We start from the raw sequence: 26,963 nt of genomic DNA, 5'->3' as shown, positions 1-26,963 counted from the left end.
TGAGCGCTCTCCGCGGCCAGTCATGCCAGAAATGTCGGGATGCGGGGCTCACTCAACATAAAATTTCCGAAGGGTGTCGATTCACCGCTTGTGCGAAGATTGGAATTCTGGCAAATTCACGAGATAGGACAGTGTTGCTGTCCCATTTTTCGCCGTGCCGATCGGGCCCCTCTGGGAGAACGGTCGTGCCAAACGCAACGGAGCGGATCGATGACGAAAGGCGCGGCCAAACACGCCAAAGCCAATCGTACGCGCGCCGCCCGCAAAGCGGCAGCCTGACAGGCGCGGCAGGGCGAAAGCCCTCAGCGCCTGCGGAGGACGCGGGCGCCCCGAGACCAGCGCAAGCCACCTCCGACGACAAAGCGAGCGGCCCGGTTGGCCCCGTCCTTGCTGCGGCTTCGCGAGCCGGGGTCAAGACGGGTCCGGTGCGGCAGACAGGTGATATGGACTCAAGGTGGCCCTCCGGCGGAAGCTGGGCGGGCCGTGGCAAGCGGGGTTTGACGATGAGCGAAACCAGCCAGTCGAGCGGCGCCTTCGAGCGCGCGGAGACCTCGGGCGGCGCCACGCCGGCCACGCCGGCCTTCGAGCGCTTCCCCGAGGTTCGCGATCCGGCGATGCCGGTGCGCCAGGGTCTCTACGATCCGTCGATGGAGAAGGATTCCTGCGGCGTCGGCTTCATCGCCGACATGAAGAACCGCAAGAGCCACGCCGTCGTCGCGCAGGGCCTGCAAATCCTGCTCAACATCGACCATCGCGGCGCGGTCGGCGCCGATCCCAAGCTCGGCGACGGCTGCGGCATCCTCACCCAGATCCCGGACCGCTTCTTCCGCGAGGAATGCGCGACGCTCGGCATCACCCTGCCGGATGTCGGCCATTACGCGATCGGCCAGTTCTTCATGCCGCGCGACAATGGCGACCGGAAGACCTGCGAGGACATCGTCGAGCAGACGGTGACCGAAGAGGGGCTGATCTTCCTCGGCTGGCGCGACGTGCCCGTCGACGGTTCCGATCTCGGCAAGGCGGTGAAGGAGACCGAGCCGGTCCATCGCCAGCTCTTCGTCGGCCGCCCGGCCGAAATCGCGACGGAGGAGGAGTTCGAGCGCAAGGTCTACGTTCTGCGCAAGTCCGTCTCCAACAAGGTCTACAAGCTGAAGGACCGCGCCACCGCGACCTATTACCCGGTCTCGATGTCGGCGCGCACGATCGTCTACAAGGGCATGGTGCTGGTCACCCAGCTCGGCAGCTATTTCAAGGATCTGCAGGACGAGCGCTTCGAGAGCGCGATCGCGCTGGTGCATCAGCGCTTCGCCACCAACACCTTCCCGTCCTGGCGGCTGGCGCATCCCTACCGGATGGTCGCCCATAACGGCGAGATCAACACGCTGCGCGGCAACGTCAACTGGATGGCGGCGCGGCAGGCTTCGGTCGATTCCGAGCTGTTCGGGCCTGACATCTCGAAGCTCTGGCCGATCTCCTATGAGGGCCAGTCCGACACCGCCTGCTTCGACAACGCGCTCGAATTCCTGGTGCAGGGCGGCTACTCGCTCGCGCACGCGATGATGATGCTCGTTCCCGAGGCCTGGAACGGCAACCCGCTGATGGATGAGGAGCGGCGCGCCTTCTACGAATACCACGCCGCGCTGATGGAGCCCTGGGACGGGCCGGCCGCGATCGCCTTCACCGACGGCAAGCAGATCGGCGCGACGCTGGACCGCAACGGCCTGCGGCCGGCGCGCTATCTCGTCACCGATGACGGGCTCGTGGTGCTCGCCTCCGAATTCGGCGTGCTGCCGATCCCGGAGGAGAAGATCGTCGAGAAGTGGCGCCTGCAGCCCGGCAAGATGCTGCTGATCGACCTCGAAGAGGGCCGGATCATCGGCGACGACGAGATCAAGGCGAGCCTGTGCCAGGCCAACCCCTACAAGGAGTGGCTGAAGCGCACCCAGATCGTGCTGGAGGACCTGCCGCCGGTCGAGGCGCGGGCGCAGCGCACCGACGTCGCCCTGCTCGATCGCCAGCAGGCCTTCGGTTACACGCAGGAGGACACCCGCCTGCTGATGGCGCCGATGGCGGTGACGGGGCAGGAAGCGGTCGGCTCGATGGGCACCGACACGCCGATCTCGGCGCTCTCGTCGAAGTCGAAGCTGCTCTACACCTATTTCAAGCAGAACTTCGCCCAGGTCACCAACCCGCCGATCGATCCGATCCGCGAGGAACTGGTGATGAGCCTGCTCTCCTTCATCGGGCCGCGGCCGAACATCCTCGACCTGGAGGGAACCTCGCGGCGCAAGCGCCTCGAGGTGCGCCAGCCGATCCTGACCAATGACGATCTCGAGAAGATCCGCTGCATCGGCCATTATGAGGATCGCTTCGACACCAAGACGATCGACTTCACCTATCCGGCGCGCGACGGTGCGGGCGGCATGGCGGCGGCGCTGGAACGCCTCTGCGAGCGCGCCGAGGCGGCGGTCCATGGCGGCTACAACATCATCATCCTGTCCGACCGCCTGGTCGGGCCGGACCGGATCCCGATCCCGGCGCTGCTGGCGACGGCGGCCGTGCATCATCACCTGATCCGCAAGGGTCTGCGCACCTCGGTCGGCCTCGTCGTGGAATCGGGCGAGCCGCGCGAGATCCACCATTTCTGCTGCCTCGCCGGCTATGGGGCGGAGGCGATCAACCCCTATCTCGCCTTCGACACGCTGCTTGACCTGCACGAGCAGGGCGCCTTCCCGACCGAGGTCGACGCCTATGAGGTGGTGAAGCGCTACATCAAGTCCGTCGGCAAGGGCGTGCTGAAGGTCATGTCCAAGATGGGCATCTCGACCTACCAGTCCTATTGCGGCGCGCAGATCTTCGACGCGGTCGGCCTGCGCAGCGACTTCGTCGAGCGCTACTTCTTCGGCACGGCGACCGCGATCGAGGGCGTCGGCCTGGAGGAGGTCGCGCTGGAGAGCGTCAGCCGCCACAAGGACGCCTTCGGCGACGCGCCGGTCTATCGCAACAGTCTCGATATCGGCGGCGAATATGTCTACCGCATCCGCGGCGAGGAGCATGTCTGGACGCCGGACGTCGTCGCCTCGCTGCAGCATGCGGTGCGCCTCAACGCCCAGGACCGCTACGAGGCCTTCGCGCAGCAGGTGAATGACGAGGCGCAGCGGCTGACCACGATCCGCGGCCTGTTCAAGCTGAAGCAGGCGCGCGACAACGGCCGCGCGCCGGTGCCGCTGGAGAGCGTCGAGCCGGCCTCCGAGATCGTCAAGCGCTTCGCCACGGGCGCGATGTCCTTCGGGTCGATCTCGCGCGAAGCGCACGAGACCATCGCGATCGCGATGAACCAGATCGGCGGCAAGTCGAACACCGGCGAGGGCGGCGAGGAGCCGATCCGCTTCAAGCCGATGGCCGACGGGCGCTCGAAGCGCTCCGCGATCAAGCAGATCGCGTCCGGCCGCTTCGGCGTGACGACCGAATATCTCGTCAATGCTGACGTCATGCAGATCAAGGTCGCGCAGGGTGCCAAGCCCGGCGAGGGCGGCCAGCTGCCCGGCCACAAGGTCGATGCGAAGATCGCCAAGGTCCGGCATTCGACCCCGGGCGTCGGACTGATCTCGCCGCCACCGCATCACGACATCTATTCGATCGAGGATCTGGCGCAGCTGATCTTCGACCTGAAGAACGTCAACCCAACGGCGGATGTCTCGGTGAAGCTCGTCTCCGAGATCGGGGTGGGCACGGTCGCGGCCGGCGTCGCCAAGTCGCGCGCCGACCACATCACCATCTCGGGCTTCGAGGGCGGCACGGGCGCGAGCCCGCTGACCTCGCTGAAGCATGCCGGCTCGCCCTGGGAGATCGGGCTCGCCGAGACGCAGCAGACGCTCGTCCTCAACCAGCTGCGCGGCCGCGTCGCGCTGCAGGTCGATGGCGGCCTGCGCACGGGCCGCGACGTCGTCATCGGCGCGCTGCTCGGGGCCGACGAGTTCGGCTTCTCGACCGCCCCGCTCATCGCGGCAGGCTGCATCATGATGCGCAAGTGCCATCTCAACACCTGCCCGGTCGGCGTCGCGACGCAGGATCCGGTGCTGCGCAAGCGCTTCAAGGGCCTGCCCGAGCACGTCATCAACTACTTCTTCTTCGTCGCCGAGGACGTGCGGAAGATCCTGGCCGAGATGGGCTTCACCCGCCTCGACGAGATCGTCGGCCGCTCGGACCTGCTCGACAAGCGCGAGGCGATCGACCACTGGAAGGCCAAGGGGCTCGATTTCTCGCGGCTGTTCCACAAGGTCGATCTGCCGGACGTGGCGATCCGCCATGTCGAGCTGCAGAAGCATCCGATCGACGATGTGCTCGACCGCAAGCTGATCGAGGGCGCGCAGGACGCGCTGGAGACCGGCACGCCGGTGGTGCTCGAGCACCCGGTTTGCAATGTCGACCGCAGCGTCGGCGCGATGCTGTCGGGCGCCGTCGCCAAGAAGTACGGCCATGCCGGCCTGCCGGAGGACACCATCACGGTGAAGCTCTCGGGCACCTCGGGCCAGAGCTTCGCCGCCTTCCTCGCAGCAGGCGTGACCGTCGAGCTGACGGGCCAGGCCAACGACTATGTCGGCAAGGGCCTGTCGGGCGGCAAGCTGATCGTGAAGCCGGACCCGGCCTCGAAGGCGGTGCCGGAGCGCTCGATCATCGTCGGCAACACGGTGCTCTACGGCGCGATCTCGGGCGAGGCCTATTTCCGCGGCATCGCCGGCGAGCGCTTCGCCGTCCGCAATTCGGGTGCGGTCGCCGTGGTCGAGGGCACGGGCGACCATGGCTGCGAGTACATGACGGGCGGCGTCGTCGCGGTGATCGGCCCGACGGGGCGCAACTTCGCGGCCGGCATGTCGGGTGGCATCGCCTATGTGCTCGACGAGGACGGGACCTTCCCGCAGCGCTGCAACCTCTCCATGGTCGATCTCGAACCGGTCGAGGAGGAAGAGGACCTGATGGAGCGGCTGCACCATCATGGCGGCGATCTCGAGCACAAGGGCCGCATCGACATGGCCAACATGTCGGGCCATGACGAGGAGCGCCTGATGCAGATGCTGACGAACCATGTCGACTACACCGGTTCGGAGACGGCCAGGCGCATCCTGGAGAACTGGGCCGATTACCGGACCAAGTTCGTCAAGGTGATGCCGGTCGAGTACCGCCGGGCGCTGCGCGAGATGGAACAGGCGCGCTCGCTGCAGGCGGCGGAATAACACGAGGGTCGGTCCCGGGCGGGCTTCTGCCGCCCCGGGGCTTCATCGGGACAGGCGCCCCGCCCCGCGGGGATGCCCGGCTGAGCCGGGCGGGACGGCGAGAGACACAGGCATGGGCAAGGTCACCGGCTTTCTCGAATATGACCGGCAGGAGCAGAAGTATCAGCTCGCCGGCGACCGCATCCGTCATTTCCGGGAGTTCACGCTCCCGCTGGAGGAGCGCGACGTCAAGAAGCAGGCGGCGCGCTGCATGGATTGCGGCATCCCGTTCTGCCATGGGCCGACCGGCTGCCCGGTCCACAACCAGATCCCGGACTGGAACGAGCTGGTCTATTCCGGCGGCTGGGAGGATGCGCTGCGCAACCTCCACTCCACCAACAACTTCCCGGAGTTCACCGGCCGCATCTGCCCCGCGCCCTGCGAGGAAGCCTGCACGCTGAACCTCGAGAACATGCCGGTCACGATCAAGACGATCGAGCAGGCGATCGCCGACAAGGGCTGGCAGGAGGGCTGGATCGTGCCCGAGCCGGCCGCGATCCGCACCGGCAAGAAGATCGCCGTCGTCGGCTCTGGCCCCGCGGGCCTCGCCGCGGCGCAGCAGCTCGCCCGCGTCGGCCACGAGGTCCATGTCTATGAGCGCGAGGCCCGCGCCGGCGGCCTGCTGCGCTACGGCATCCCCGACTTCAAGATGGAAAAGAAGCACATCGACCGTCGCGTGAAGCAGATGGAGGCCGAGGGCGTCACCTTCCACTACAACGTCAACATCGGCGTGACGCTGCCCTTCCGCGAGCTGGTCGATGGCTACGACGCCGTGCTGATGAGCGGCGGCGCCGAGGTGCCCCGCGATCCCGGCCTGCCGGACACCAATCTCGACGGCGTGCACTACGCGATGCCCTACCTGACCCAGCAGAACAAGCGGGTCGGCGGCGAGGACGTCTCGGGCATCACGCCGATCCTGGCCGGCGGCAAGCATGTCGTCGTGGTCGGTGGCGGCGACACGGCGTCGGACTGCGTCGGCACCGCCTTCCGCCAGGGCGCGCTCTCGGTGACGCAGCTCGACATCAGGCCGATGGCGCCGCAGATCGAGGACAAGCTCACCGTCTGGCCCTATTGGCCGACGAAGTTCCGCACCTCCTCCTCGCAGGCCGAGGGCGCCGAGCGCGAGTTCCAGGCGGCGACGCTCGGGCTCGAAGGCCGCAACGGCAAGCTGACCGGCGTGAAATGCGTCCGTGTCGACGAGAAGCGCAAGCCGATCCCGGGCACGGAGTTCACGCTGCAGGCCGATCTCTGCTTCCTCGCCATCGGCTTCGCCGGCTCGGTGATCGAGGGCATGATCGCGCAGTCGGGCGCGGCCGTGGACAAGCGCGCCAATGTCGTCGCCAATGACAGCGACTACCGCACCAGCGTCGACAAGGTCTTCGTCGCCGGCGACATGCGGCGCGGCCAGTCGCTCGTCGTCTGGGCGATCCGCGAGGGCCGCCAGGCGGCGCATGCGATCGACAAGCACCTGATGGGCGAGACGATCCTGCCGGTGTGATGGGTTTCCGGGATGGTCGGGCGTGACCCGACCATGACGTTAATCACCGCGGCCAGCGGTGATCGTCCAGGCGTCCCGGCTTGGGTTCGGGCAGGATGCCTTCCCCGAAGATGCGGTCGAGCTGGCCGGCGAGCTCGCCGCGGCCGCGGGCCTCGGGGATCGAGACCAGCAGGGCCTGCTCGCCCGGCCCCGCCGTGCCGGTCAGCGGCAGGATCGGCCCCGCCGCCGGCTTGGCCTGGAGCGCGGCGGGCAGGCTGATCACCGGCACGCCCGCGACCATCTGGTCGATCAGCCGTTCGATGCCGCCCGCCTGGAGTTCGGGATTGATCGGCGCTCCCGTCTCCGGCGAGACGGGCAGGGCGATGATGCCGCTCTGGAGGCCGGGGGCGAACAGCCGCCGCACCAGCACATCGACGAAATGGGCCGCCTTGCGGGCCCCGGCGCTGGTGAAATGGATGCCGTCGCCGAGCCGCAGACGCGTGGTCTGGCCCGAGACGTCCGGACCCATGGCGGCATAGCGGTTCTCGCTGTCGACGAAGGCGCCCCAGAGGTCGACATATTGCCCGCCGGCGCGTTCGACCTGCTGGCGGTAGAGATCGTTGAAGGTGACGAGGTCGGTGGAAAGCCGCGCGTTCTGGACGGGCGGCGCGCCGACCCAGATCAGCGGAATCCGCCGCGACGCGAAGACCTGCGCCACCGCCTGGATGCGCTCGCGATAGAGTTCGAGCCAGCGCGGGCTCAGCGGCTCGTGCACCGTCTCGCCTTCGCGCAGGGCCTGGCGGTCATTCAGGCCGATCAGCATGACGGCGAGGCCGACCTTGGTGTCGGCCGCGACGAGGTCGGCGGCGACCTTCGGCCAGTCGTGGAAATCGCTGCGGACGAGGCCGGAATCCGGCTTGGCTTTCGCGATCACGCCGAGATCGGGCCGGTCTTCCAGCGCGTCCTCCAGCCCATCGGCCAGAAGGTTGGCGAGGGAGTCGCCGATGACCAGAATGTGGTGGGCGACGTCGACCTTGGGGATGACGGGATCGTCGCGGACGACGACAGGCGCGGCCGGGCGGCGGCGCACCACCGGCGCAACGCGCTGTCGCTGCGGCTGGACGACCTGGGGCTGCGCCGGCTGCTGCCAGAAGAGCTGGAAGAAGCTGCGCTGCTGCGGCTGTTGCGGCTGGGCCTGCCGTGCCTGCTGCGCGAACGACGTCGGCCCGCCGGTCAGGAGCAGCAGGCCGGCCACAGCAAGCATCGTGAGAAGGGCGCGCAACCGCATCGGGCTCTCGATCCGTGCCTCTCGGCGGGGCGGCGCCAGCATAGCCGAAGACGCGGCGCCCGTCAGCGCGCGCCGCGCAGCCTTACGAGCAGGGCCGGCGTCGGCCAGCCATCGGGGATCTCGCCCTGGCGGAGCTGGTACTGGCGCACCGCCTCGCGCGTGCCGGTGCCGATGCGCCCGTCGGCGTCGTGGTCGTAGAGGCCGAGCGTCTTGAGCCGGCGCTGCAGGTCCTGGATGCCGGCCTTGTCGAGGCGCGGCGCCTGCACCGGCCAGTCGGCCTGGATCTCCGGGCGCCCCAGGATGCGGTCGCCGAGATGGCCGACGGCGAGGGCATAGGCATCCGACGAGTTGTACTTCTTGATGACGTCGAAATTCGCCGTCAGCAGCATCACCGGGCCGCGATGGCCGGCGGGGTAGAACAACCGCCCCTCGCCGGAGGAGGGCAGGCGCCCGCCATCGGCCTTGCGCACGCCGGCGGAGGCGAACTGTGCAAAGCTCGCCCGGTTCAGCCTGTGGTCGAAGCCCTGCGGCAGCGAGACCTCGAGACCCCAGGGCAGGCCCGGCACCCAGCCATGGCCCTTGAGGTAGTTGGCGGTGGAGGCGAGCGCGTCGGCGGTCGAGCTCCAGATGTCGGCATGGCCGTCGCCGGTGAAATCGACCGCGTATTTGCGGTAGCTCGACGGCATGAACTGGGTGTGGCCCATCGCGCCGGCCCAGGAGCCGCGCAGCTCGCGGCGCTCGACATGGCCTTCCTCGATCAGTTCTAGCGCGGTCAGCAGTTCGTCGCGGAAGAAGTCGCCGCGATAGCGCAGATGGGCGAGCGTCGCCAGCGAGCGGATCGTGTCCTTGTCGCCCTTGAACGAGCCGTAATTGGTTTCCATGCCCCAGACGCCGAGCACGATCTCCTTCGGCACGCCGTAGCGCGCCTCGACCTGCGCCAGCACCGAGGCGTTGTCGGCGGCCGCATCGCGGCCGCGGGGAATGCGCGTGCCGCCGACCGCGCTGTTGAGATAGCCCCAGATCGGCGCGCTGAATTCCGACTGCTTCTTCGTCAGAGCGGCAATGGCGGGGTCCGGCGTCACGCCGCGGAAGGCGAGGTCGAAGGTCGCGCGCGAGATGCCGCGGGCCTGGGCTTGCGGCCAGAGGCGCTGGAGGAAGCCGCCGAAATCGCTCTCCGCAGGGCGCGGCGCCGGCGTCGGCGGAGCCTCGCGCGTGCGGGCGGCTGAATTGCTGATCGAACCGGTCGTCTGGGCGAGGGCAGGCGCCAGGCTGATCAGGGCCGTTGCGGCGATGACGGACAGGCGCATGACAAACCCGGACGGCTGGAGAAAAAGGGCCGCTCCAGAGCGCCCGAACAAGATTAACCAAAGGTTAAGCCCGGCGGCAATCCTTGGGCTCGGCGTCGGAGGATCGCGCCGATTTGACAAAGCCGGCGGCATGGCCGAGCCTCTGCGCATGATCCGGCTGTCGATCATCTGCTGCGGCTTTCGCCGTTCCGGTTCCTTCATCGCGGGCTCCTAGCCCCGCGCCCGCTGCGCTGTGCGCTCCGGGTTCGGGGTCGCCAAAGCGCCGATCGGCAGCATTTTCAGCCTATCACCCATCGTCCCACGGCTGTCGCCGGCGCGATCGAAACGCGTCGCCAGCCTGCGACAGACCATCAGGAAACAGCATGAATTCCGCCACCAAGCGCTCCGCGCGTCCCGCCATCGTGCTCACCGCCGAGGACCATCTCCTGCTGAGCCGTGCCGTCGACGGCGCCGGCGAGCGGCTGGCCGATCTGGCGGAGGCGCTGGCCCGCGAGCTCGACCGCGCGCGCATTCTCCCGCCCGGGCGGCATTCAGGCGATCATGTCCGGATTGGCAGCGGCGTCACCTTCCGGGACGAGGGGTCCGGCAAGGAAAGCACCATCACGCTCGTGCGCCCTGAAGAGGCCGACATCGACGCCGGGCGGATCTCGGTCATGACGCCGATCGGCGCGGCCCTGATCGGCATGGCTGCCGGCAAGTCGATCGACTGGGTGACGCGGACAGCCGAGCGACGTCGCCTGACGGTGACGGCGGTGCGCGATCCCGCCGAACTGGCCGCGACGGGCTGAGCCCGGATCGCTCAGACCGCGTTGCGGGTCTTCAGGCTGTCCTCCCAGGCCAGCGCCTGGCGAACGATCTCCTCGAGATCCTCATGCTCCGGCTTCCAGCCGAGCTCGTTGCGGATCCGGTCGGCCTTCGCGACGAGGGCGGCCGGGTCGCCGGCACGGCGGCCCGAGAACTTCACCGGGAAATCGACCCCGGAGACCTTCTTCACCACCTCGACGACCTGCTTCACCGAATAGCCTCGGCCATAGCCGCAATTGAGGGTCAGGCTCGCGCCGCCGCCGCGCAGATGGTCGAGCGCCGCGAGATGGGCGCGGGCGAGGTCGGTGACGTGGATGTAGTCGCGGACGCAGGTCCCGTCCGGCGTCGGGTAATCGGTGCCGAAGACCTCGAGGCCGTCACGCTGGCCCAGCGCCGCCTGGCCGGCGACCTTGATCAGATGCGTCGCGTTGGGCGAGGACTGGCCGGAACGGCCGCGGGGATCGGCCCCCGCCACGTTGAAATAGCGCAGCACGACGTAGCCCAGCCCATGCGCCTTCGCCGCATCGGCGAGCATCCACTCGCTCATCAGCTTGGAGCGGCCATAGGGGTTGATCGGGTTGAGCTCGATCTCCTCCGGCACCGGGCTTACCGGCGGTTCGCCATAGACCGCCGCGGTCGAGGAGAAGATGACGCGTCGGACGCCGCCGCGGACCGCGCTCTCCAGCAGCGCCCGCGTCTTCACCGTGTTGTTGAGATAGTAGCCCAGCGGGTCGGCCACTGATTCCGGCACGACGATCTTCGCGGCGAAATGGGCGATCTCGGTGATGCCGTGTTCGGCGATGATGCGGGCGACGAGATCCTGATCGGCGACGTCGCCCTGGATCAGCGGGACTTCCTTGGGGACCGCCCACCAGAAGCCGGTCGAGAGATTGTCCAGAACGACCACGCTCTCGCCACGGTCCAGCAGTTCCAGAACCATGTGACTGCCGATATAACCGGCTCCGCCCGAAACAAGGACCGTCATCGTTTTCCGACACCTTCCGTCGCCAGGAACCGCCCGACGCAAAAGGCGTTCACGGTCTCGCAAGCTCGTCGTGCTTCTAATACGATCTGACCGGCTGTACCAAGCCGCGCGCCGGCCGCTCTTCCACCCGCACCGCCACAGGCACCCGAGGCCGAGGCGACAATTGGACCTTCAATGTCGAAACGCATCCGCAAGGCCGTCTTCCCCGTCGCCGGTCTCGGCACCCGGTTTCTCCCTGCGACCAAGGCCATTCCGAAGGAGATGCTGACGGTCGTCGACCGGCCGGCGCTCCAGCATGTGGTGGACGAGGCCCGCGCCGCCGGCATCGAGCACTTCGTCTTCATCACCGGCCGCAACAAGGCGGTGATCGAGGATCATTTCGACTTCGCCTACGAGCTGGAAGACACGCTGCGCAAGCGCAACAAGACGGCCGAGCTCGAAGCGCTCGCTGCGGATCTGCCGCTGGCGGGCGCGACGAGCTTCACCCGCCAGCAGCAGCCGCTCGGGCTGGGCCATGCGGTCTGGTGCGCGCGCGACATCATCGGCGACGACGAGCCCTTCGCGCTGCTGCTGCCGGACATGCTGCATCACACCCATGGCAAGGGATGCCTCGCCGAGCTGATCGACGCCTACAACAAGCATGGCGGCAACCACATCGCCGTGGCGCCGGTGCCGGACGACCAGACGCATCAATACGGCATCGTCGGCGTCGAGAAGCGCGAGGCCAAGGTCTCGAAGGTGACCAAGATGGTCGAGAAGCCGCCGAAGGGCACCGCTCCGTCCAATCTGCACATCACCGGCCGCTACATCCTGCAGCCGACGATCTTCAACCTGCTGGCCAATCAGGAGCCGGGTGCCGGCGGCGAGATCCAGCTGACCGATTCGATGATCGCGCTGTCGCGGCTGGAGCCGTTCCATGCCGTGCGCTTCGACGGCGACATCTACGACACCGGCTCGAAGATGGGCTTCCTCGCCGCCAACGTGGCCTATGCGCTGGACCGTCACGATCTCGGGCCGCAGCTGCGCCAGGAACTCGAGCGGCTGCTGGATCGTCTGTGAGACGGACGTGACCGGTGAGTGACGCGGTCAGCGTCTTCGACCGGGCGCTGGGCCGGCGGCGGCTGACGCGGGCGCTCGCGGCCGGCTATCCGGATTTCCTGCTGCGGCGTGCCGCGGAGGATCTCGAGGAGCGGCTGGTTGCGGTGCTGCGCCGCTTCGGCGACGCGGCCGATCTCGGCTCGGCCCTGCCGATGGCCGCCCCGGCCCTGCAAGCCAAGGCCGACCGCGTGTTCCACATGGCGGAGGCCCCGGGTGGCCGGCCCGATCTGGTGGGTGATCTGGAACGGCTCCCCTTCGCCGCCTCGAGCCTCGATCTCTGCGCCTCCCTTCTCGCCTTGCAGGGCGTCAACGACCTGCCCGGCGCGCTGATCCAGATCCGCCGTGCGCTGCGGCCGGATGGGCTCTTCATCGGCTGTCTGCTCGGCGGGCGGACGCTGACCGAACTGCGCCAGATCCTTCTCGAGGCCGAGGCGGAGACATCGGGCGGCGCCAGTCCCCGTGTCGCGCCCTTCGCCGATCTGCGCGATCTCGGCAGCCTGCTGCAGCGGGCGGGCTTCGCCCTGCCGGTCGTCGACAGCGAGGTCGTGACGGTACGCTACCGCGATCTCTTCGGGCTGCTGCGCGATCTGCGGGCGCTGGGCTGGGGCAATGCGCTGACGGCGAGGCGCCGGACGGGCTTGCGCCGCGACACGCTGATGCGGGCGGCGGCGCTCTATGCCGAGCGCTTCGCCGATGCGGATGGTCGGTTGCGTGCCACCTTCGAGATGGTCTGGCTGTCGGGCTGGGCACCGCATGAGAGCCAGCAGAAGCCGCTTAGACCCGGTTCGGCCAAGGCGCGGCTGGCGGATGCGCTCGGCGTGACCGAAATCGGGACGGGCGACAAGGTGGGCGGTTGAGAGCGGGAGGATAGCCATGAGCGGCAGACCAGAACGGCTCGCGCGCGCCGCCTTCGGCGTCTTCCGCGCGATCCCGACGCGCTGGCACGACAATGACGTCTACGGCCACGTCAACAATGTCGTCTATTACTCCTGGTTCGATACCGCCGTGAACGCCTGGCTCATCGAGCGCGGTTTCCTCGAGATCGCCGGTAGCCGCACCGTCGGGCTCGTCGTGGAAACGAGCTGCACCTATTTCGAGAGCGTGGCCTTTCCGGAGACGCTCGAACTCGGACTGGGCGTCGAGCGGCTCGGCACCAGCTCCGTCACCTACCGGATCGGCGTCTTCCGCCAGGGCGGCGAGCGGGCGGCGGCGCAGGGCCGCTTCACCCATGTCTATGTCGACCGCGCCACGCAGCGCCCGGTGCCGATCCCGGCCGATCTGCGCGCGGCGCTCGAAGGCCTCACATCGTCAGGCGGATCTGGCTGATCTCGCGGGCGATCTGCTGGAAGATCGGCCCGAGCTGGCTGGCATTCGAAACCTCGTAGAACATCGACGTCTCGCTGGCGCAGCCGCGCAGCAGGCTGCTGTTCCCGTTGATCACGCGGATCGAATAGATCTTGATACCCGCCGTTTTGGCGCTGGCGCAGGCCGCAGCCGTGCGCTGGTCCATCGTCGTCTGGCCGTCGCCGAAGCGGTTCTGCGTGTTGTCGCCGTCGGTCAGCAGGATCATGTATTTCGTCAGGCGCGGCGTCGTCGCTGCGGCCGCTTCGGGAAGGGGCGCGCCCTGGCTCAGGCTCGCCATGCCCCAGGCCGCGCCGATGGTGACATTGGTGTTGCCGACCGGGGTCATGGCGTTGACGGTGCTTTCCAGCGCCGTCCAGTCGCTGGTCAGTGGGCGGATCGGCGTCAGGGTCGACTGGGCGCAGAAATCGGCGGGATAAAGCGTGGCCGTGGCGCCGGCGACGGCGCTCGCATCGCTCACGTCGTTGGGCTTGTCGCGGTCGCTGATGCAGCCCTGCCAGGTCGCCTTGCTGATCGTCTCGGTCTTCCGATTCCCGCCGCTGCCCGTTGTGCGGGTCTGGTCGTAGCGCAGCCAGGGCGCGTCCTTGTAGCTCGTCGGCAGGCGGACCTGGGTGGCGAAGGGCACGATCGAGATGCGGATCTGGTCCGTGGCGGTCGAGGCGTCCTTCATGATCTTCAGGAGATCGAGCGAAGCCTTCTTCAGCTCGGTCATCTTGTTCGAGGAGGCCATCGAGCCGGTGTTGTCCAGCACCAGCGCCAGTTCGATCGTGTTCGTGCCCCAGGCGGCCTGGGCCGTGGAGGCGACGGGAATGCTGTCGAAACCGATCACGCGCGCGACGCTCGTCTCGACGGTGCTGTTGGCGGAGACGTTCACGGTGCGGGCCGCGCGATCGATGGTAACGGTATAGCCGTCGAGCGTCGCCGTGCTGCCGCCGGCGAGATTGGCGCGGATCAGCGCCTCGGCGCGGGTCTTCAGCTGGGAATCGGTCAGCCTGCTGGCCTCGCGCGCCACCATCAGCGCGGCCGAGTCCACGGCGGCGTTCAACGTGGTGCGCACCGAGGTGGCCCGGCCGTAATCGACGACGATGCCGGCCAGCCCGATCAGCGGGACCGCCGCGAAGCCGAACATCATCGCGACATTGCCGGAACGGTCGGTCCTGAAACGGGACAAAAGCGACATCATCTGTTCCTCCGCGGTACGGTCCGCTCCGTGCCGACGGACACAGCGCAGGGGGCGTGCCAAGCGGGTCGCGCAGGGCGGTTGCGGCGGGAATGCGTTGTCACTGCCGGTCAGTCGGGTTATGCCGCGCGCATCGAAACTGGCCGCGCGGCCGGAACGGCAGGAACCCTCGCCCCGTGATTCCCAACGACATCAAGATCACGCCGCAGCTCGTCGCCGAACACGGCCTGAAGCCCGACGAGTATCAGCGCTTCCTGCATCTGATCGGCCGCGAGCCGACGATCACCGAGCTCGGCATCGTCTCGGCGATGTGGAACGAGCACTGCTCCTACAAGTCCTCGAAAATCCACCTCAAGACGCTGCCGACCAAGGCGCCCTGGGTGATCCAGGGGCCGGGCGAGAATGCCGGCGTCATCGACATCGGCGACGGCCTCGCCATCGTCTTCAAGATGGAGAGCCACAACCACCCCTCCTTCATCGAGCCCTATCAGGGCGCGACGACCGGCGTGGGCGGCATCCTGCGCGACGTCTTCACCATGGGCGCGCGGCCGATCGCGGTGCTCGACGCGCTGCGCTTCGGCTCGCCGGACCATCCGCGCACGCGCCATCTCGTCTCGGGCGTGGTCGCCGGCGTCGGCGGCTACGGCAATTCCTTCGGCGTTCCCAATGTCGGCGGCCTGACCGGTTTCCACAGGCGCTATGACGGCAACATCCTCGTCAACGCCATGGCGGTCGGCATCGCGAAGGCTGACGAGATCTTCTACGCCAAGGCCTCGGGCGTGGGGAAGGCGATCGTTTATCTCGGCTCCAAGACGGGCCGCGACGGCATCCATGGCGCGACCATGGCCTCGGCCGCCTTCGACGAGGGCGCCGAGGAGAAGCGCCCGACCGTGCAGGTCGGCGACCCCTTCGCCGAGAAGCTTTTGCTCGAGGCCTGCCTCGAGATCATGGCGGCCGGCCATGTCGACGCGATCCAGGACATGGGCGCGGCGGGCCTGACCTGCTCGGCCGTCGAGATGGGCGCCAAGGGCGATCTCGGCGTCGAGCTCAATCTCGACGCCGTGCCCTGCCGCGAGGACGGCATGAGCGCCTATGAGATGATGCTCTCGGAGAGCCAGGAGCGCATGCTCATGGTGATCAAGCCCGGCCATGAGGAGCCGGCCGAGGCGATCTTCCGGAAATGGGGACTGGATTTCGCCATCGTCGGCCACACCACCGACAATCTGCGTTTCGTCGTGAAGCACCAGGGCGAGACCATGGCCGATCTCCCGATCAAGGAGCTCGGCGACGAGGCGCCCGAATATGACCGGCCCTGGATCGAGACGCCGCCGCAGCAGCGCATTGCGCCGGAGAGCGTCGAGGCGCCGATCAGCAATGCCGAGGCGCTGCTGAAGCTGATCGGCTCGCCCGATCTGTGCTCGAAGCGCTGGGTCTGGGAACAGTATGACACGCTGATCCTCGGCAATTCGGTGGTGACGCCGGGCGGCGATGCCGGGCTGATCCGGATCGAGGACGGGCCGAAGGGCCTGGCGATGACCGCCGACGTCACCCCGCGCTATTGCGAGGCGGATCCCTTCGAGGGCGGCAAGCAGGCGGTGGCGGAAGCCTGGCGCAATCTCACCGCGACGGGAGCGACGCCGCTCGCCATCACCGACAACCTCAATTTCGGCAATCCCGAGCGGCCCGAGGTGATGGGCCAGCTCGTCGGCTGCATCCGCGGCATCGGCGAGGCCTGCCGCGCGCTCGACTTCCCCGTCGTCTCCGGCAATGTCTCGCTCTATAACGAGACCAACGGCGTCTCGATCCTGCCCACCCCGACCATCGGCGGCGTCGGCGTTCTCGCCGATGTGACCAAGCACGCGACCATCGCCTTCAAGGCGGAGGGCGAGGCGATCCTGCTGATCGGCGAGACCACCGGCTGGCTCGGCCAGAGCGCCTATCTCGCGACGGTCTGCGGCCGCGAGGAGGGCGCGCCGCCGCCGGTCGATCTCGCCGTCGAGCGCCGCAACGGCGATGTCGTGCGCGGCCTGATCACGGCCGGGAGCGTCAGCGCCTGCCACGACCTGTCCGACGGCGGGCTCGCCGTCGCGCTGGCCGAGATGGCGATGGCCGGCGGCATCGGCGCGACCATCGAGGCGCTGCCGGCGGGGCCGGCCCATGCCGCGCTCTTCGGCGAGGATCAGGCGCGCTATCTCGTCACCGTGCCGGCCGGTTCGGCCGAGAGGGTCCGGGCCGAGATTGCGGGGGCGGGCGTGCCGGTGACGGTGCTCGGACGCACGGGCGGTGGCGTGCTGGCGCTGGCCGGCGAGACCCCTGTGGCCGTCTCCGAGCTGAAGAGCGCCCACGAGACCTGGCTGCCGGCCTATATGGCCGGCAAGGCCGCCTGAGGAGAACCGCCATGGCGATGGATGCGCGCGACATCGAGGCGATGATCAAGGCGGCGCTGCCGGATGCGATCGTCGAGATCAAGGATCTCGCCGGCGACGGCGACCATTACGCCGCGACCGTGATCTCGGCCGCCTTCAAGGGCAAGACGCGGGTGCAGCAGCACCAGATGGTCTATGCCGCCCTGCAGGGGAACATGGGCGGCGTCCTCCACGCCCTTGCGCTGACGACGGTGACGCCTGATATTTGAGGCGAACCCTGGAGCAGCCGCCATGGCCGAGCCCGATCCGACTGTCGCTAGCCACACGCTTGTTCTTCTGCGCAGCATGGACCGCAAGCTCGATCACGTCATCGAGACGCTCGGGCGACACGACGTTCGCCTCGGACGGCTGGAGCGCGATATCGGTGAGGTGAAGAGCGATCTCGTCCTGCTCGAAAACCGGATGCTGACCCAGACCAACGAGATTCTTCGCATCGTGCATCGCCTCAACGAGCAGGACGCTCTGGCGAGCCAGAACTGAACTCCGGAGATACGTTCATGTCCGACGTCAATGCCCGCATCGATGCCGAGGTGAAGTCCGCCGATGTGGTGCTCTTCATGAAGGGCACGCCGCAATTCCCGATGTGCGGCTTCTCGGGGCAGGTCGTGCAGATCCTGTCCTATGTCGGCGTGCCGTTCAAAGGCGTGAACGTGCTCGAGGATCAGGAGATCCGCGAGGGCATCAAAGCCTATTCCAACTGGCCGACGATCCCGCAGCTCTACGTCAAGGGCGAGTTCATCGGTGGCTGCGACATCACCCGCGAGATGTTCCAGGCCGGCGAACTGCAGGCGCTGCTCGCGGACAAGGGCATCGCGGTCAAGCAGGCGAGCTGAGACCCGCCGCCGGTTCGACAAACCGGCGCCCCATTCGCCGTCTTCCGTGCGCGCCGCTCACGGGAGACGCCGATGCCTCGCTTCATCACCACCGCCATCCTCGCCTGCGCCGCTGCCGCGCCTTGGCTCGCGCCGGCACCGGCCGCCGCTGATTGGGACAAGGCGAGGCTTTCGCGCGAGATCGTCGCGATCGAGCGCGACGCCAATGGCCGGCTCGGCGTCGCCCTGCTCGATCTGAAGGATCGCTCGCTCTGGTCGCATCGCGGCAGCGAGCGCTTTCCGATGCAGAGCGTGTTCAAATGGCCGCTGGCGATTGCGGCGCTGCAGGCGGTCGAGGCCGGCAAGCTCAGGCTCGACCAGCCGGTCACGATCAAGCGCAGCGAGTTTTCGCTCTATCACAGCCCGCTCGCCAAGGCGTTCAAGGGCGAGGCCAACGCCTATCCGGTGCGGGAGCTGATCGCGCTCGCCGCCGGCGAGAGCGACAACACCGCCGCCGACATCCTGATGCGCGAGATCGGCGGTCCGCGGGCGGTCACCGCCATGCTGAAGGCCGGCGGCATCACCGGCATCTCGGTCGATCGCTATGAGCGGCAGTTCCAGCCGGAGGTCTTCGGCTTGGCCGGATTCGGCTGGTCGGATGTCATCGACGAACCCGCCTATCGCGCCAGGCTCTCCGCGCTCGATCCGGCCAGGCGCAAGGCGGCCCTGCAGGCGGCCCTGAAGGACCCCCGTGACAGCGCGACGCCCGAGGCCAGCGTCGCCTTCGTCGAGGCGCAGGCCAAGGGCAACTGGCTGCGCGAGCCGGCGCACAGCGCCCTCATCGACAGGATCACCCTTGAAACGAAGAGCGGCCCCGATCGCATCCGCGCCGGCCTGCCGCAAGGCGCGCGCTTCGCCCACAAGACCGGCGCCGGGCTGACGATGGACGGCATCAACCACGCGACCAACGACATCGGGCTCGTGACCCTGCCGAACGGTCGCGTCTTCGCCATTGCGGTCTATCTCGCGGGCTCGACAGCGGATGCGAAGGCGCGCGAGGCGGCCCATGCCGCGGTGGCGCGGCTGGCGGTCTCGGCGCTGCGCTAGACGCGCTTGGCCAGCCGCTCGGCGATGAAGATGCCGCCGAGCACGAGCAGCAGGGCGACGCCGTGATAGAGCGCGAGCTGCTCGCCGAGGATCAGCACGGCGAGGATCGGCGCGAAGACCGGCACGAGATTGACGAAGACGCCGGCGCGGCCCGGGCCGATCAGCTCGACCGCACGCATGAAGAAGAGCTGCGACAGGATCGAGGGGCCGATCGCGACATAGAGCAGGATCAGCCAGCCCTGCGGCGTCTTCACCGTGAAGGCGCCCTGCGCGATCTCGATCACCAGCAGCGGCAGCGAGACGAGGCAGGCGACCATTGCCAGCGCGGAGAAGAAGACCAGTCCCGGCACCTGGGGCCGCGAGCGGATCGCCACCGTGTAGCCCGCATAGAAGGTGCAGGCGATGATCATGAAGAGATCGCCCGGGGCGAAGGCGAACTGCCGGAGCACCGCGATGTCGCCGCGGCTGGCGACGACGGCGACCCCGAGCAGCGTGACGAGGACGCCGAGCGCCTGAACGGGGCCGATCGGCGTACGATAGGCAATGAAGGCGCCGATCAGCACGAAGACGGGAATGGAGCCCTGGAGAATGCCGATATTGATCGCCGTCGTCGAATAGGCCGCGAGATACATCAGCGCGTTGAAGGCGGTGAAGCCGACCGTGCCCATCGCGACGACGAACTTCCAATGCGCCCGCAGCACCGGCCAATGCGCCCTGATCTGGTGGCGCAGCAGCACCGGCATCACCGCGCAGACCACGACCCAGCGCAGCGAGGTCAGCGCCATCGGCGAGATGGCGTCGACCGCGAGGCGGCCCGCGACGGCATTGCCGCCCCACATCAGGGTCGTCAGGGTGAGCAGCAGATAGGCATTGCCCCAGAGGCGCTGCTTGAGGGTCTGGTTCGCGGGCAAGCGGTCAACCGATCGGGAAACGGGCTCCTGCAATAGCCTTGCGCGCGGTTCGCGTCATGTGGGATGAGGCGCAGTGGCGCCCGGCGCCCGGCGCATCCCTCACCCACAGTCACCCGCGGCTCCTCCCATGCTCGATGTCGTCCGTCGCCCGCTCCGCCTGCTCTTCGTGGACGGCAACACCCGCGCCCAGCGCGAGAGCCATGCCGCTGGCTACGGTGCCCAGCCGGCCGAGGCCTATGCCGCCGAGATCGCCGCGATCGAGCCCGGCGTGGTGACCGACATCTGCCTGCCGGCCGACGAGGGCGCCAATCTGCCGGATGGCGCGGGCCTGCAATCCTATGACGGCATCGTCCTCACCGGCTCGGCCCTGCACATCTACGAGCTCGAACCGGCGGTGACGCGCCAGATCGAACTGATGCGCGCGATCTATGCCAGCAGCACGCCCTGCTTCGGCTCGTGCTGGGGGATCCAGATGGGCGCCGTCGCGGCCGGCGGCACCGTGACGCGCAACCCGCGCGGGCGCGAGGTCGGCTTCGCCCGGCGGATCACGGTCAACGAGGCCGGCCGCAGCCATCCGCTGCTGGCCGGGCGCCCGGCCGCCTTCGACGCGCCGGCGATCCATCTCGACACGGTGGTGCTGCCGCCCGGCGACACCACCGTCCTGGCCTCGAACGCCTATAGCGACGTGCAGGCGGCCGAGATCCGCCATGAGGGCGGCGTGTTCTGGGGCGTGCAGTACCACCCCGAGTTCCCGTTGCGCCAAGTCGCCTCGATCCTCGGGCGGATGGTGCCGATCCTGGTCGAGGAGGGCTTCCGGCGCGACGAGGCCGCCGCCGAAACCTGGCTGTCGGAGCTGCGTGCGCTCGACGCCGACAGGAGCCGCCAGGACCTCGCCTGGGCCCATGGGCTCGACGCCGAGGTGCTGGATGACACCCGCCGCGTGACGGAGCTGCGCAATTTCCTCAACCTCCGCGTCAAGCCGCAGGCGAGCGCGCGCGGCCGGGGCTGAGAGGGCCGGAGGACTCGGTCTAGGCTCTGTTTCGCTCCGTTTCGGGGCGCCGCCCGGCACCATGCGTTTACGCTGCGCTAACCATAATTGACGCCTTCTGACGCCATGCCGCCCCTCGGGGCGGCGATTCGGGGCGCTGGAGACCCCGGGGGCGGCGGGGGCTGGCATGACGGCGGCGACGGGCGGGGCGCGTGGCGCCGCGCAGGACTTCGAACGGGTTTCGACCAGCCATTCGCAGCGTACCGCTTCCGACACAGCGCCCGTTCGACGGCAAAGCCCGGCCCGGAGCGCAGGGGTCTGCCCGCGGCTGCGCGCCGCGATGCTCGGCGGCGCCGGACGGTGCGCCCTGCTGATCGCCTGTGTTCCCGCTCTCCTTTTGGCGGGCCCCTTGTCGCCGGGGGCGGCTCAGGCCCAGAGTGTGACCTACAGCACGCCGACGACGGGGACGGCCGGTACCGCGGGTAGTGCCGGCTCTCCCACCGCGACGGACGGTGGATCGGGTGCGAACGCCATCCCGGTCCCGACCGGCGAAACTGCCACGATCGACGCCGTGATCACCGGCGGCGACGGCGGGGCAGGCGGCAATGGAAGCGCTGTCAACAATCCGCGAGGCGGCCGGGGCGGCGATGGCGGTGCCGGCGTGACCAGTTCCGCTTCGGCGACCATCATCTTCAACCAGGCCGTGACAGGCGGCCAGGGCGGGAACGGCGGCAGCGCGACCGTCGGCGCGACCGACAACGCCTATGGCGGCGCCGGAGGCAATGGCGGCGCTGCAGCCGCCCTCGGCAGCTCCGGCACGGTGACGGTCGACAGCACGCTGACCGGAGGCAATGGCGGCAATGGCGCAGGCGCCAATCGCGCACTCGGACAGGGTGGCGCCGGCGGAGCGGGCGGCAGCGGCCTGACGATCGGCGCGTCGACGAGCGCGACGATCAATGGAAGCCTCGTGGGCGGGAATGGCGGCAATGGCGGCGGCGGCATCGCCGTCCCCGGGGTCGGCGGTGCAGGCGGCAACGGCCTGACGACGACGGGGGCCGGCGCGACGGTGACGATCCATGGCAGTGCGAGCGGCGGCAACGGTGGTGTCGGCAACGCGACAGCAGCCGCTGGCGCGGGCGGCGCCGGCGTGATCGGCTCCGATCTGACTCTCATTCTCTCAGGGAGCGCCACCGTCACCGGTGGCCTCTCAGGCGATGGCGTCACGCGTGCCAATGCCATCACCTTCAGCGGCGGCACCAACCGCCTCGAAGTCTGGTCAGGAGCGACGGTCACCGGCAACGTCGTGGCCTCCGGCACAAGCACCTTCGCGCTCGGCGGGGCGTCGAACGGTGCCTTCGATCTCTCGCAATTGGGGCCCGCTGGTCAGTACCGGAACTTCGGCACCCTGGCGAAGTCCGGGACAGGCACTTGGACCGTGAGTAACGCGCCCGGCGCGACGATGGCCTGGCAGGTCTCGGCCGGCACGCTCGATCTCGGCGGCACCACGCAGACCGCCAGCGCCTTCACGCTGACCGGTGGCACGGTCCGCAACGGCACGCTCTCCTCGACCGCGAGTTTCGATCTGCAGGCCGGCACGCTGTCGGCGATCCTCGCCGGCACCGGCGGGCTCGCCAAGACCGGCACGGGCGATGTCACGCTTTCGGGCGCGAACACCTATAGCGGCGCGACCACGGTGTCGGCCGGCAAGCTGATCGTCAACGGCTCGATCGCCTCCTCATCGAGCCTGACGGTGAACGCCGGCGGTACGCTCGGCGGCTCGGGCACGGTGGGCACCACCAGCATCAACGGCGGCACGCTGGCGCCCGGCAATTCGATCGGCACCCTGTCGGTCAACGGCAACCTGACCTTCAGCGCAGGCTCGACCTATGCGGTCGAGGTCTCGCCCGCGGCCTCCGACCGGGTCAACGTCACCGGCACGGCGACGCTGGGCGGAGCCAGGGTCGCTGCGAGCTTCGAGCCGGGCACCTATGTCGCCAAGCAGTACACCATCCTGAACGCGGCCGGCGGCGTCACCGGCACCTTCGGTCAGAAGGTCGATACCAACCTGCCATCGGGCTTCAAATCGGCGCTGAGCTAAGACAGGAACAACGCCTTCCTCGACCTGACGCTGGATTTCACGCCGACCGCTACCTCCACCTCGTCGTCCACGACGTCGTCTTCGACACCGGCGGTCTCACCCCTTCCCAATCGTGGCCTGAATCCGAACCAGACCAGCGCCGCCAATGCCCTGACCGACTTTTTCAACCGCACCGGCGGCATTCCCACCGTCTTCGGCAGCCTGACGCCGGCGGGCCTGTCGCAGGTCTCGGGCGAGTCCGCCACCGGCGTGCAGCAGTCCAGCGCCACCGTGATGAACCCGTTCATGACTTCGCTGACGGCCGTCGCGCCGGATGGGCGCGGCGTGCCGCTGGCGCCGGCGCCCACGGGCTATGCCTCCTATTCCTCCACCAAGGAGCAGGCGGAGGATCTGCCGACGCGCAAGGGCGGCAGGCCGCCCGCGATCACGCCCGATCCCGATCTCTGGCGCTGGAGCGTCTGGGCCGGCGGCTATGGCGCGGCGCAGTTCAACGGGGCCGATGCCGGCGCCGGCACCGCCGCCACGACCAGCCGGATCTATGGCGCAATGGCCGGCGCCGACTATCGGATCGCGCCCGACACTGTCGCGGGCTTCGCGCTCGGTGGCGGCGCGACCAGCTTCAACAGCTTCGGGCTGGGCTCGGGCACCTCTGACCTGTTCCAGGCCGGCGCCTTCCTCCGTCAGCAGATCCGCCAGAGCTATCTCACCGGGTCGGTGGCCTATGCCTGGCAGGACGTCACCACCGACCGGACAGTCGCCGGGCTCGACCGCCTCGAGGGCCGCTTCACCGCCAACAGCTGGGCGGGGCGGATCGAGGCCGGCCATCGCTTCGGGCTCGCCTCCTTCGGCGTGACCTCCTATGCCGCCGGCCAGTTCACCACCGTTTCGCTTCCGGGATATCAGGAAACCGCACTGGCGGGGCCCGGGACCTTCGCGCTCGCCTATGCCGGCAAGGATACGACACGGTTGCGCGGCGAACTCGGCCTGCGCGCCGATATGGAACTCGTGCTCGCCGGCAAGCCGCTCAAGCTCGAGGCCGGCGCCGCCTGGATCCGCAACGGCAATGTCGGCTCGAGTGCGCTGGCGAGCTTCCAGACGCTGCCCGGCGCGAGCTTCATCGTCGGTGGCACGGCGCTCGATCGCAATGCGCTGCGCACCACGGCCTCCGCCGAGCTCAGGCTGAGCCCGCTCCTCACTCTCGCCGCCACCTTCGAGGGCGAGTTCGCACCGAACAGCCGCAGCTTCGGCGGCAAGACGGCGCTCCGCTACAGCTGGTGACGTGGTCTCTGCCGCCGGACCGTGATTCGAAGGCCGCCCTGCACAGGGCCCGTCGGGGCGGCAGCCCTGATCGTTCGATGACCGGATGTCACTGAAATCACAGCTCTATCGCGCTTAAGTTGCACAATGCTTGTGCAATTCCTCTTCGCTCTTAATCGAAATTTAAAGGAACAGGGCGGAGATCGGAGCCGTAATGACGTTGGGATAGGTCTGGACCTTCCTCTTCGTCTGAGCCGAAGCAGGCTCTCGATATCATTTCCGATGGAGCGTTTTACGTTCCGTTGCTGGGGCCCGAAGACGTTGAAATCCATCCGCATCAAAATCATCGCGATCCTGGCGATCGTCTCGCTGGGCGCCGTCATCTCGTCGGCCCTCGGACTCTGGGCGCTGTCGCGCTCCAACGATCTCAACCAGCGCGCCGCGAACCTCTCGGACATCACGCTGGCGACCGACAAGATCAACGGCCATGTGCTTGGTGTGGTGATGGATGCGCGCGGCATCTACATGTCGAAGGACGCCGCGGCCGCTGAACCCTTCGCCAAGGGCATGGAAGCGCGCTTCCCGCAGATGCGGGCTCTGGCCGCCGACCTCACCCGGATGGCGCCGGAATCCGAACGGGCTCAGACACGCGCCATCGAGAAGGCGATCGCGGATTTCATCACCTTCCGTTCCGAGACGATCCGGCTAGGCCGGGAGGTCTCGACGGCGGCCGCCAATGCCCAGGGCAACAACGAAGCCAACCGCAACAACCGCAAGGCTCTGAACGATCTCCTGGTCGGCTTCGCGAAGACCACCGATGCTGCGAGCGATGCGCTCCAGAACGAAGCGACGAGCTTCACACAGCTGGCGCAGATCGGTCTGCCGGTCGCGCTTGTCGTCATGCTTCTGGGTTCGCTGCTGATGGCGCTGTTCTACGCCCAGCGCTCGCTGACCAAGCCGATCCTCGATCTCAGCACCGTCATGGGCGCGCTGACCCAGGGCGATCTCAAGGTGACCGTGCCGCATCTCGGCCGGCAGGACGAAATCGGCACCATGGCCAAGGCCGTCTCCGTGCTGCGCGAAAGCTCCGAGCAGGTCGCGCTGCTGCAGCAGCAGGAGCAGGCGGCCGCGGCGGCGCGGCTGGCCCGCGCGCAGTCGATGGAAGCGGTGGTCTCCGATGTCGGCGAGGTCGTAGCGGCGGCGGCGGCCGGTGACTTCTCGGCGCGGCTGCAGATCGATCAGGCCGACGAGCAGATGCAGAAGCTCGTCGCCGGCATCAACGAGATCAACGCCGTCGTCGATGGCGCGACCAGCGAGTTCTCCGAGGCCCTGCAGGCGATCGCGGCCGGCGACCTGACGCATCGGGTCGACACGACCTATCGTGGCCGCTTCGCCGACCTCAAGAACGCCATCAACGACACGGTCGACCGTCTCTCGGCCACGGTGAAGACGATCCAGGTGACCTCGGCCGATGTCGGCTTGGCCGCCCGCGAGATCAACATGGGCGCGGATGACCTGTCCAAGCGCACGGAAGAACAGGCCTCCTCGCTCGAAGAGACCGCGGCGACGACCGAGCAGCTCGCGGCGTCCGTGAAGGCGACCGCCCAGGCCTCGCGCCAGGCGGCCTCTGTTGGCGACGAGGCGATGAAGGCGGCGCAGAACGGCGGCTCGATCGCCGGCCAGGCGGTCGACGCCATGGCGCGGATCGAGGACGCCTCGACCAAGATCTCGGACATCATCCGCGTCATCGACGACATCGCCTTCCAGACCAACCTGCTGGCGCTGAACGCCGCGGTCGAAGCCGCCCGCGCCGGCGATGCCGGCAAGGGCTTCGCGGTCGTGGCCTCGGAAGTGCGGACTCTCGCCCAGCGCTCCAGCGAGGCGGCGAAGGACATCTCCGCGCTGATCTCGTCCTCCAATACGGAAGTCGGCGCCGGCGTGAAGCTGGTGCGGCAGGCCGGCGAGGCGCTGGAGCAGATCCTCGGCGCCTCGCAGAAGGTCGCCGCGACCATCGCCGAGATCTCGGCGGCGTCCGGCGAGCAGGCCAGCGGCATCGACGAGATGAGCCAGGCGGTCGCCCATCTCGACGAGATGACCCAGCAGAATGCCGCGCTGTCCGAGCAGAGTGCAGCCTCGGCCGCCTCGCTCTCCAGCCGCATCGGCCAGCTCAACGACCTCGTCGCGGCCTTCAAGACCGGTCCGGATTCAGGGGGCGCCATGGGTTCGGCCCCCTCCGCTCCGGCCGGCGAGCCCGCCCGTCTGCGCCAGCTCGCGGAGGCCGCTTTCGCCGGCCACCGCCCGTCTGCGCGTCCCGCGCCGCCTCCGGCGCCCGCCGCCGCGCGGGCTCCGGCCAAGAAGGTCGCCAACAGCCGCGCCAGCGATGCCGGCTGGGAAGAGTTCTGACCTCCCAGCGACCTCGCCGGGATCAGCGAAAGGCCCTGCCGGACGGCGGGGCCTTTTTCGTATCGGCCTCCTGCAATGGAAGGACGACGCTGGGCGCAGACCGCGATCGGGTGGCGTCGTCCGCAATCGGGCCCAATTCCGCCTTGGCCCCGCCGAATTCGGACGCGCCTATCACGGCGACGTGATC

Annotated in this window: 22 protein-coding genes; 16 read left to right on the top strand and 6 right to left on the bottom strand. The window is 68.5% G+C overall.

Annotation, left to right across the window (positions count from 1 at the left end; genetic code table 11):
* The first annotated feature begins 503 nt into the window (after positions 1 to 503).
* The gene (gene gltB / locus ACFPN9_RS12825) at positions 504 to 5,234 is read left to right on the top strand and encodes a glutamate synthase large subunit (RefSeq protein ID WP_066718025.1); all 4,731 of its coding nucleotides are present in this window, start codon (positions 504 to 506) and stop codon (positions 5,232 to 5,234) included.
* Positions 5,235 to 5,346: 112 nt separating this feature from the next.
* The gene (locus tag ACFPN9_RS12820) at positions 5,347 to 6,771 is read left to right on the top strand and encodes a glutamate synthase subunit beta (protein ID WP_066718022.1); all 1,425 of its coding nucleotides are present in this window, start codon (positions 5,347 to 5,349) and stop codon (positions 6,769 to 6,771) included.
* Positions 6,772 to 6,814: 43 nt separating this feature from the next.
* Here the strand turns inward: ACFPN9_RS12820 and ACFPN9_RS12815 are convergent, their stop codons facing one another.
* On the bottom strand, positions 6,815 to 8,038 hold the full coding sequence (locus ACFPN9_RS12815) for an SGNH/GDSL hydrolase family protein (protein WP_066718019.1): 1,224 nt from the start codon (positions 8,036 to 8,038) through the stop codon (positions 6,815 to 6,817).
* A 62-nt stretch (positions 8,039 to 8,100) separates the two neighbouring features.
* A complete protein-coding gene (locus ACFPN9_RS12810; protein WP_082735410.1) occupies positions 8,101 to 9,345 on the bottom strand; it encodes a lytic murein transglycosylase in 1,245 nt (414 codons plus the stop codon).
* On the opposite strand from ACFPN9_RS12810, the gene ACFPN9_RS12805 reads away from it, so the two are divergent.
* Together ACFPN9_RS12805 and rnk are read left to right on the top strand one after the other, a co-directional pair.
* The gene (locus tag ACFPN9_RS12805) at positions 9,344 to 9,559 is read left to right on the top strand and encodes a hypothetical protein (protein ID WP_156446444.1); all 216 of its coding nucleotides are present in this window, start codon (positions 9,344 to 9,346) and stop codon (positions 9,557 to 9,559) included. The genes ACFPN9_RS12810 and ACFPN9_RS12805 overlap by 2 nt on opposite strands.
* 148 nt (positions 9,560 to 9,707) lie before the next feature.
* On the top strand, positions 9,708 to 10,133 hold the full coding sequence (gene rnk / locus ACFPN9_RS12800; RefSeq protein ID WP_066718016.1) for a nucleoside diphosphate kinase regulator: 426 nt from the start codon (positions 9,708 to 9,710) through the stop codon (positions 10,131 to 10,133).
* A gap of 11 nt (positions 10,134 to 10,144) precedes the next feature.
* On the opposite strand, the gene galE is transcribed toward rnk, so the two are convergent.
* Positions 10,145 to 11,134, bottom strand: a complete 990-nt coding sequence (gene galE / locus ACFPN9_RS12795; protein ID WP_066718013.1) for a UDP-glucose 4-epimerase GalE — start codon at positions 11,132 to 11,134, stop codon at positions 10,145 to 10,147.
* Positions 11,135 to 11,308: 174 nt separating this feature from the next.
* Between galE and ACFPN9_RS12790 the strand changes: the two genes are divergently transcribed.
* The 3 genes from ACFPN9_RS12790 to ACFPN9_RS12780 are packed head-to-tail and all read left to right on the top strand — an operon-like array spanning position 11,309 to position 13,558.
* Positions 11,309 to 12,193, top strand: a complete 885-nt coding sequence (locus tag ACFPN9_RS12790) for a UTP--glucose-1-phosphate uridylyltransferase (RefSeq protein WP_066718010.1) — start codon at positions 11,309 to 11,311, stop codon at positions 12,191 to 12,193.
* A 14-nt stretch (positions 12,194 to 12,207) separates the two neighbouring features.
* Complete coding sequence (locus ACFPN9_RS12785; RefSeq protein WP_066718007.1) at positions 12,208 to 13,089, top strand: methyltransferase domain-containing protein; 882 nt, start codon at positions 12,208 to 12,210, stop codon at positions 13,087 to 13,089.
* 16 nt (positions 13,090 to 13,105) lie between these two features.
* On the top strand, positions 13,106 to 13,558 hold the full coding sequence (locus ACFPN9_RS12780) for an acyl-CoA thioesterase (RefSeq protein ID WP_197426542.1): 453 nt from the start codon (positions 13,106 to 13,108) through the stop codon (positions 13,556 to 13,558).
* Here the strand turns inward: ACFPN9_RS12780 and ACFPN9_RS12775 are convergent.
* Positions 13,533 to 14,774: a TadE/TadG family type IV pilus assembly protein gene (locus ACFPN9_RS12775; protein WP_197431941.1), complete on the bottom strand. Its 1,242-nt coding sequence runs from the start codon at positions 14,772 to 14,774 to the stop codon at positions 13,533 to 13,535. The genes ACFPN9_RS12780 and ACFPN9_RS12775 overlap by 26 nt on opposite strands.
* A gap of 176 nt (positions 14,775 to 14,950) precedes the next feature.
* On the opposite strand from ACFPN9_RS12775, the gene purL reads away from it, so the two are divergent.
* The 5 genes from purL (at position 14,951) to bla (ending at position 19,119) form a co-directional block, all read left to right on the top strand.
* Entirely contained in the window at positions 14,951 to 17,161 is a 2,211-nt protein-coding gene (gene purL / locus ACFPN9_RS12770) for a phosphoribosylformylglycinamidine synthase subunit PurL (RefSeq protein ID WP_377817150.1), read from the top strand.
* A gap of 11 nt (positions 17,162 to 17,172) precedes the next feature.
* Positions 17,173 to 17,409, top strand: a complete 237-nt coding sequence (locus ACFPN9_RS12765; protein WP_066718001.1) for a BolA family protein — start codon at positions 17,173 to 17,175, stop codon at positions 17,407 to 17,409.
* A 22-nt stretch (positions 17,410 to 17,431) separates the two neighbouring features.
* The gene (locus ACFPN9_RS12760) at positions 17,432 to 17,680 is read left to right on the top strand and encodes a hypothetical protein (protein WP_066717999.1); all 249 of its coding nucleotides are present in this window, start codon (positions 17,432 to 17,434) and stop codon (positions 17,678 to 17,680) included.
* A gap of 17 nt (positions 17,681 to 17,697) precedes the next feature.
* Positions 17,698 to 18,033 (top strand): Grx4 family monothiol glutaredoxin, encoded by a 336-nt coding sequence (gene grxD, locus ACFPN9_RS12755; protein WP_066717997.1) that lies wholly within the window; start codon positions 17,698 to 17,700, stop codon positions 18,031 to 18,033.
* Positions 18,034 to 18,105: 72 nt separating this feature from the next.
* Entirely contained in the window at positions 18,106 to 19,119 is a 1,014-nt protein-coding gene (gene bla / locus ACFPN9_RS12750; RefSeq protein ID WP_066717995.1) for a class A beta-lactamase, read from the top strand.
* Here bla and ACFPN9_RS12745 read toward each other — a convergent pair.
* Complete coding sequence (locus ACFPN9_RS12745) at positions 19,116 to 20,030, bottom strand: DMT family transporter (protein ID WP_066717992.1); 915 nt, start codon at positions 20,028 to 20,030, stop codon at positions 19,116 to 19,118. The two genes, bla and ACFPN9_RS12745, sit on opposite strands and share 4 nt — an antisense overlap.
* 127 nt (positions 20,031 to 20,157) lie before the next feature.
* Between ACFPN9_RS12745 and ACFPN9_RS12740 the strand changes: the two genes are divergently transcribed.
* Both ACFPN9_RS12740 and ACFPN9_RS12735 read left to right on the top strand, forming a co-directional pair.
* Complete coding sequence (locus ACFPN9_RS12740; protein WP_066717989.1) at positions 20,158 to 21,039, top strand: type 1 glutamine amidotransferase; 882 nt, start codon at positions 20,158 to 20,160, stop codon at positions 21,037 to 21,039.
* Between the two features lie 418 nt (positions 21,040 to 21,457).
* Positions 21,458 to 23,116: an autotransporter outer membrane beta-barrel domain-containing protein gene (locus ACFPN9_RS12735; RefSeq protein ID WP_377817149.1), complete on the top strand. Its 1,659-nt coding sequence runs from the start codon at positions 21,458 to 21,460 to the stop codon at positions 23,114 to 23,116.
* Here ACFPN9_RS12735 and ACFPN9_RS12730 read toward each other — a convergent pair.
* Positions 23,113 to 23,403, bottom strand: a complete 291-nt coding sequence (locus tag ACFPN9_RS12730; protein ID WP_377817148.1) for a hypothetical protein — start codon at positions 23,401 to 23,403, stop codon at positions 23,113 to 23,115. The genes ACFPN9_RS12735 and ACFPN9_RS12730 overlap by 4 nt on opposite strands.
* Here ACFPN9_RS12730 and ACFPN9_RS12725 point away from each other — a divergent pair.
* Both ACFPN9_RS12725 and ACFPN9_RS12720 read left to right on the top strand, forming a co-directional pair.
* The gene (locus tag ACFPN9_RS12725; RefSeq protein ID WP_377817147.1) at positions 23,402 to 24,394 is read left to right on the top strand and encodes an autotransporter outer membrane beta-barrel domain-containing protein; all 993 of its coding nucleotides are present in this window, start codon (positions 23,402 to 23,404) and stop codon (positions 24,392 to 24,394) included. The two genes, ACFPN9_RS12730 and ACFPN9_RS12725, sit on opposite strands and share 2 nt — an antisense overlap.
* A 300-nt stretch (positions 24,395 to 24,694) precedes the next feature.
* Entirely contained in the window at positions 24,695 to 26,776 is a 2,082-nt protein-coding gene (locus ACFPN9_RS12720) for a methyl-accepting chemotaxis protein (protein ID WP_377817146.1), read from the top strand.
* Positions 26,777 to 26,963 lie beyond the last annotated feature (187 nt).

It is taken from the genome of Allobosea massiliensis (genome assembly GCF_042655245.1).
Taxonomy (GTDB): domain Bacteria; phylum Pseudomonadota; class Alphaproteobacteria; order Rhizobiales; family Beijerinckiaceae; genus Allobosea; species Allobosea massiliensis.
Note: the sequence above shows the minus strand (reverse complement) of the source record. Positions and strands in the feature narration are given on the sequence as shown.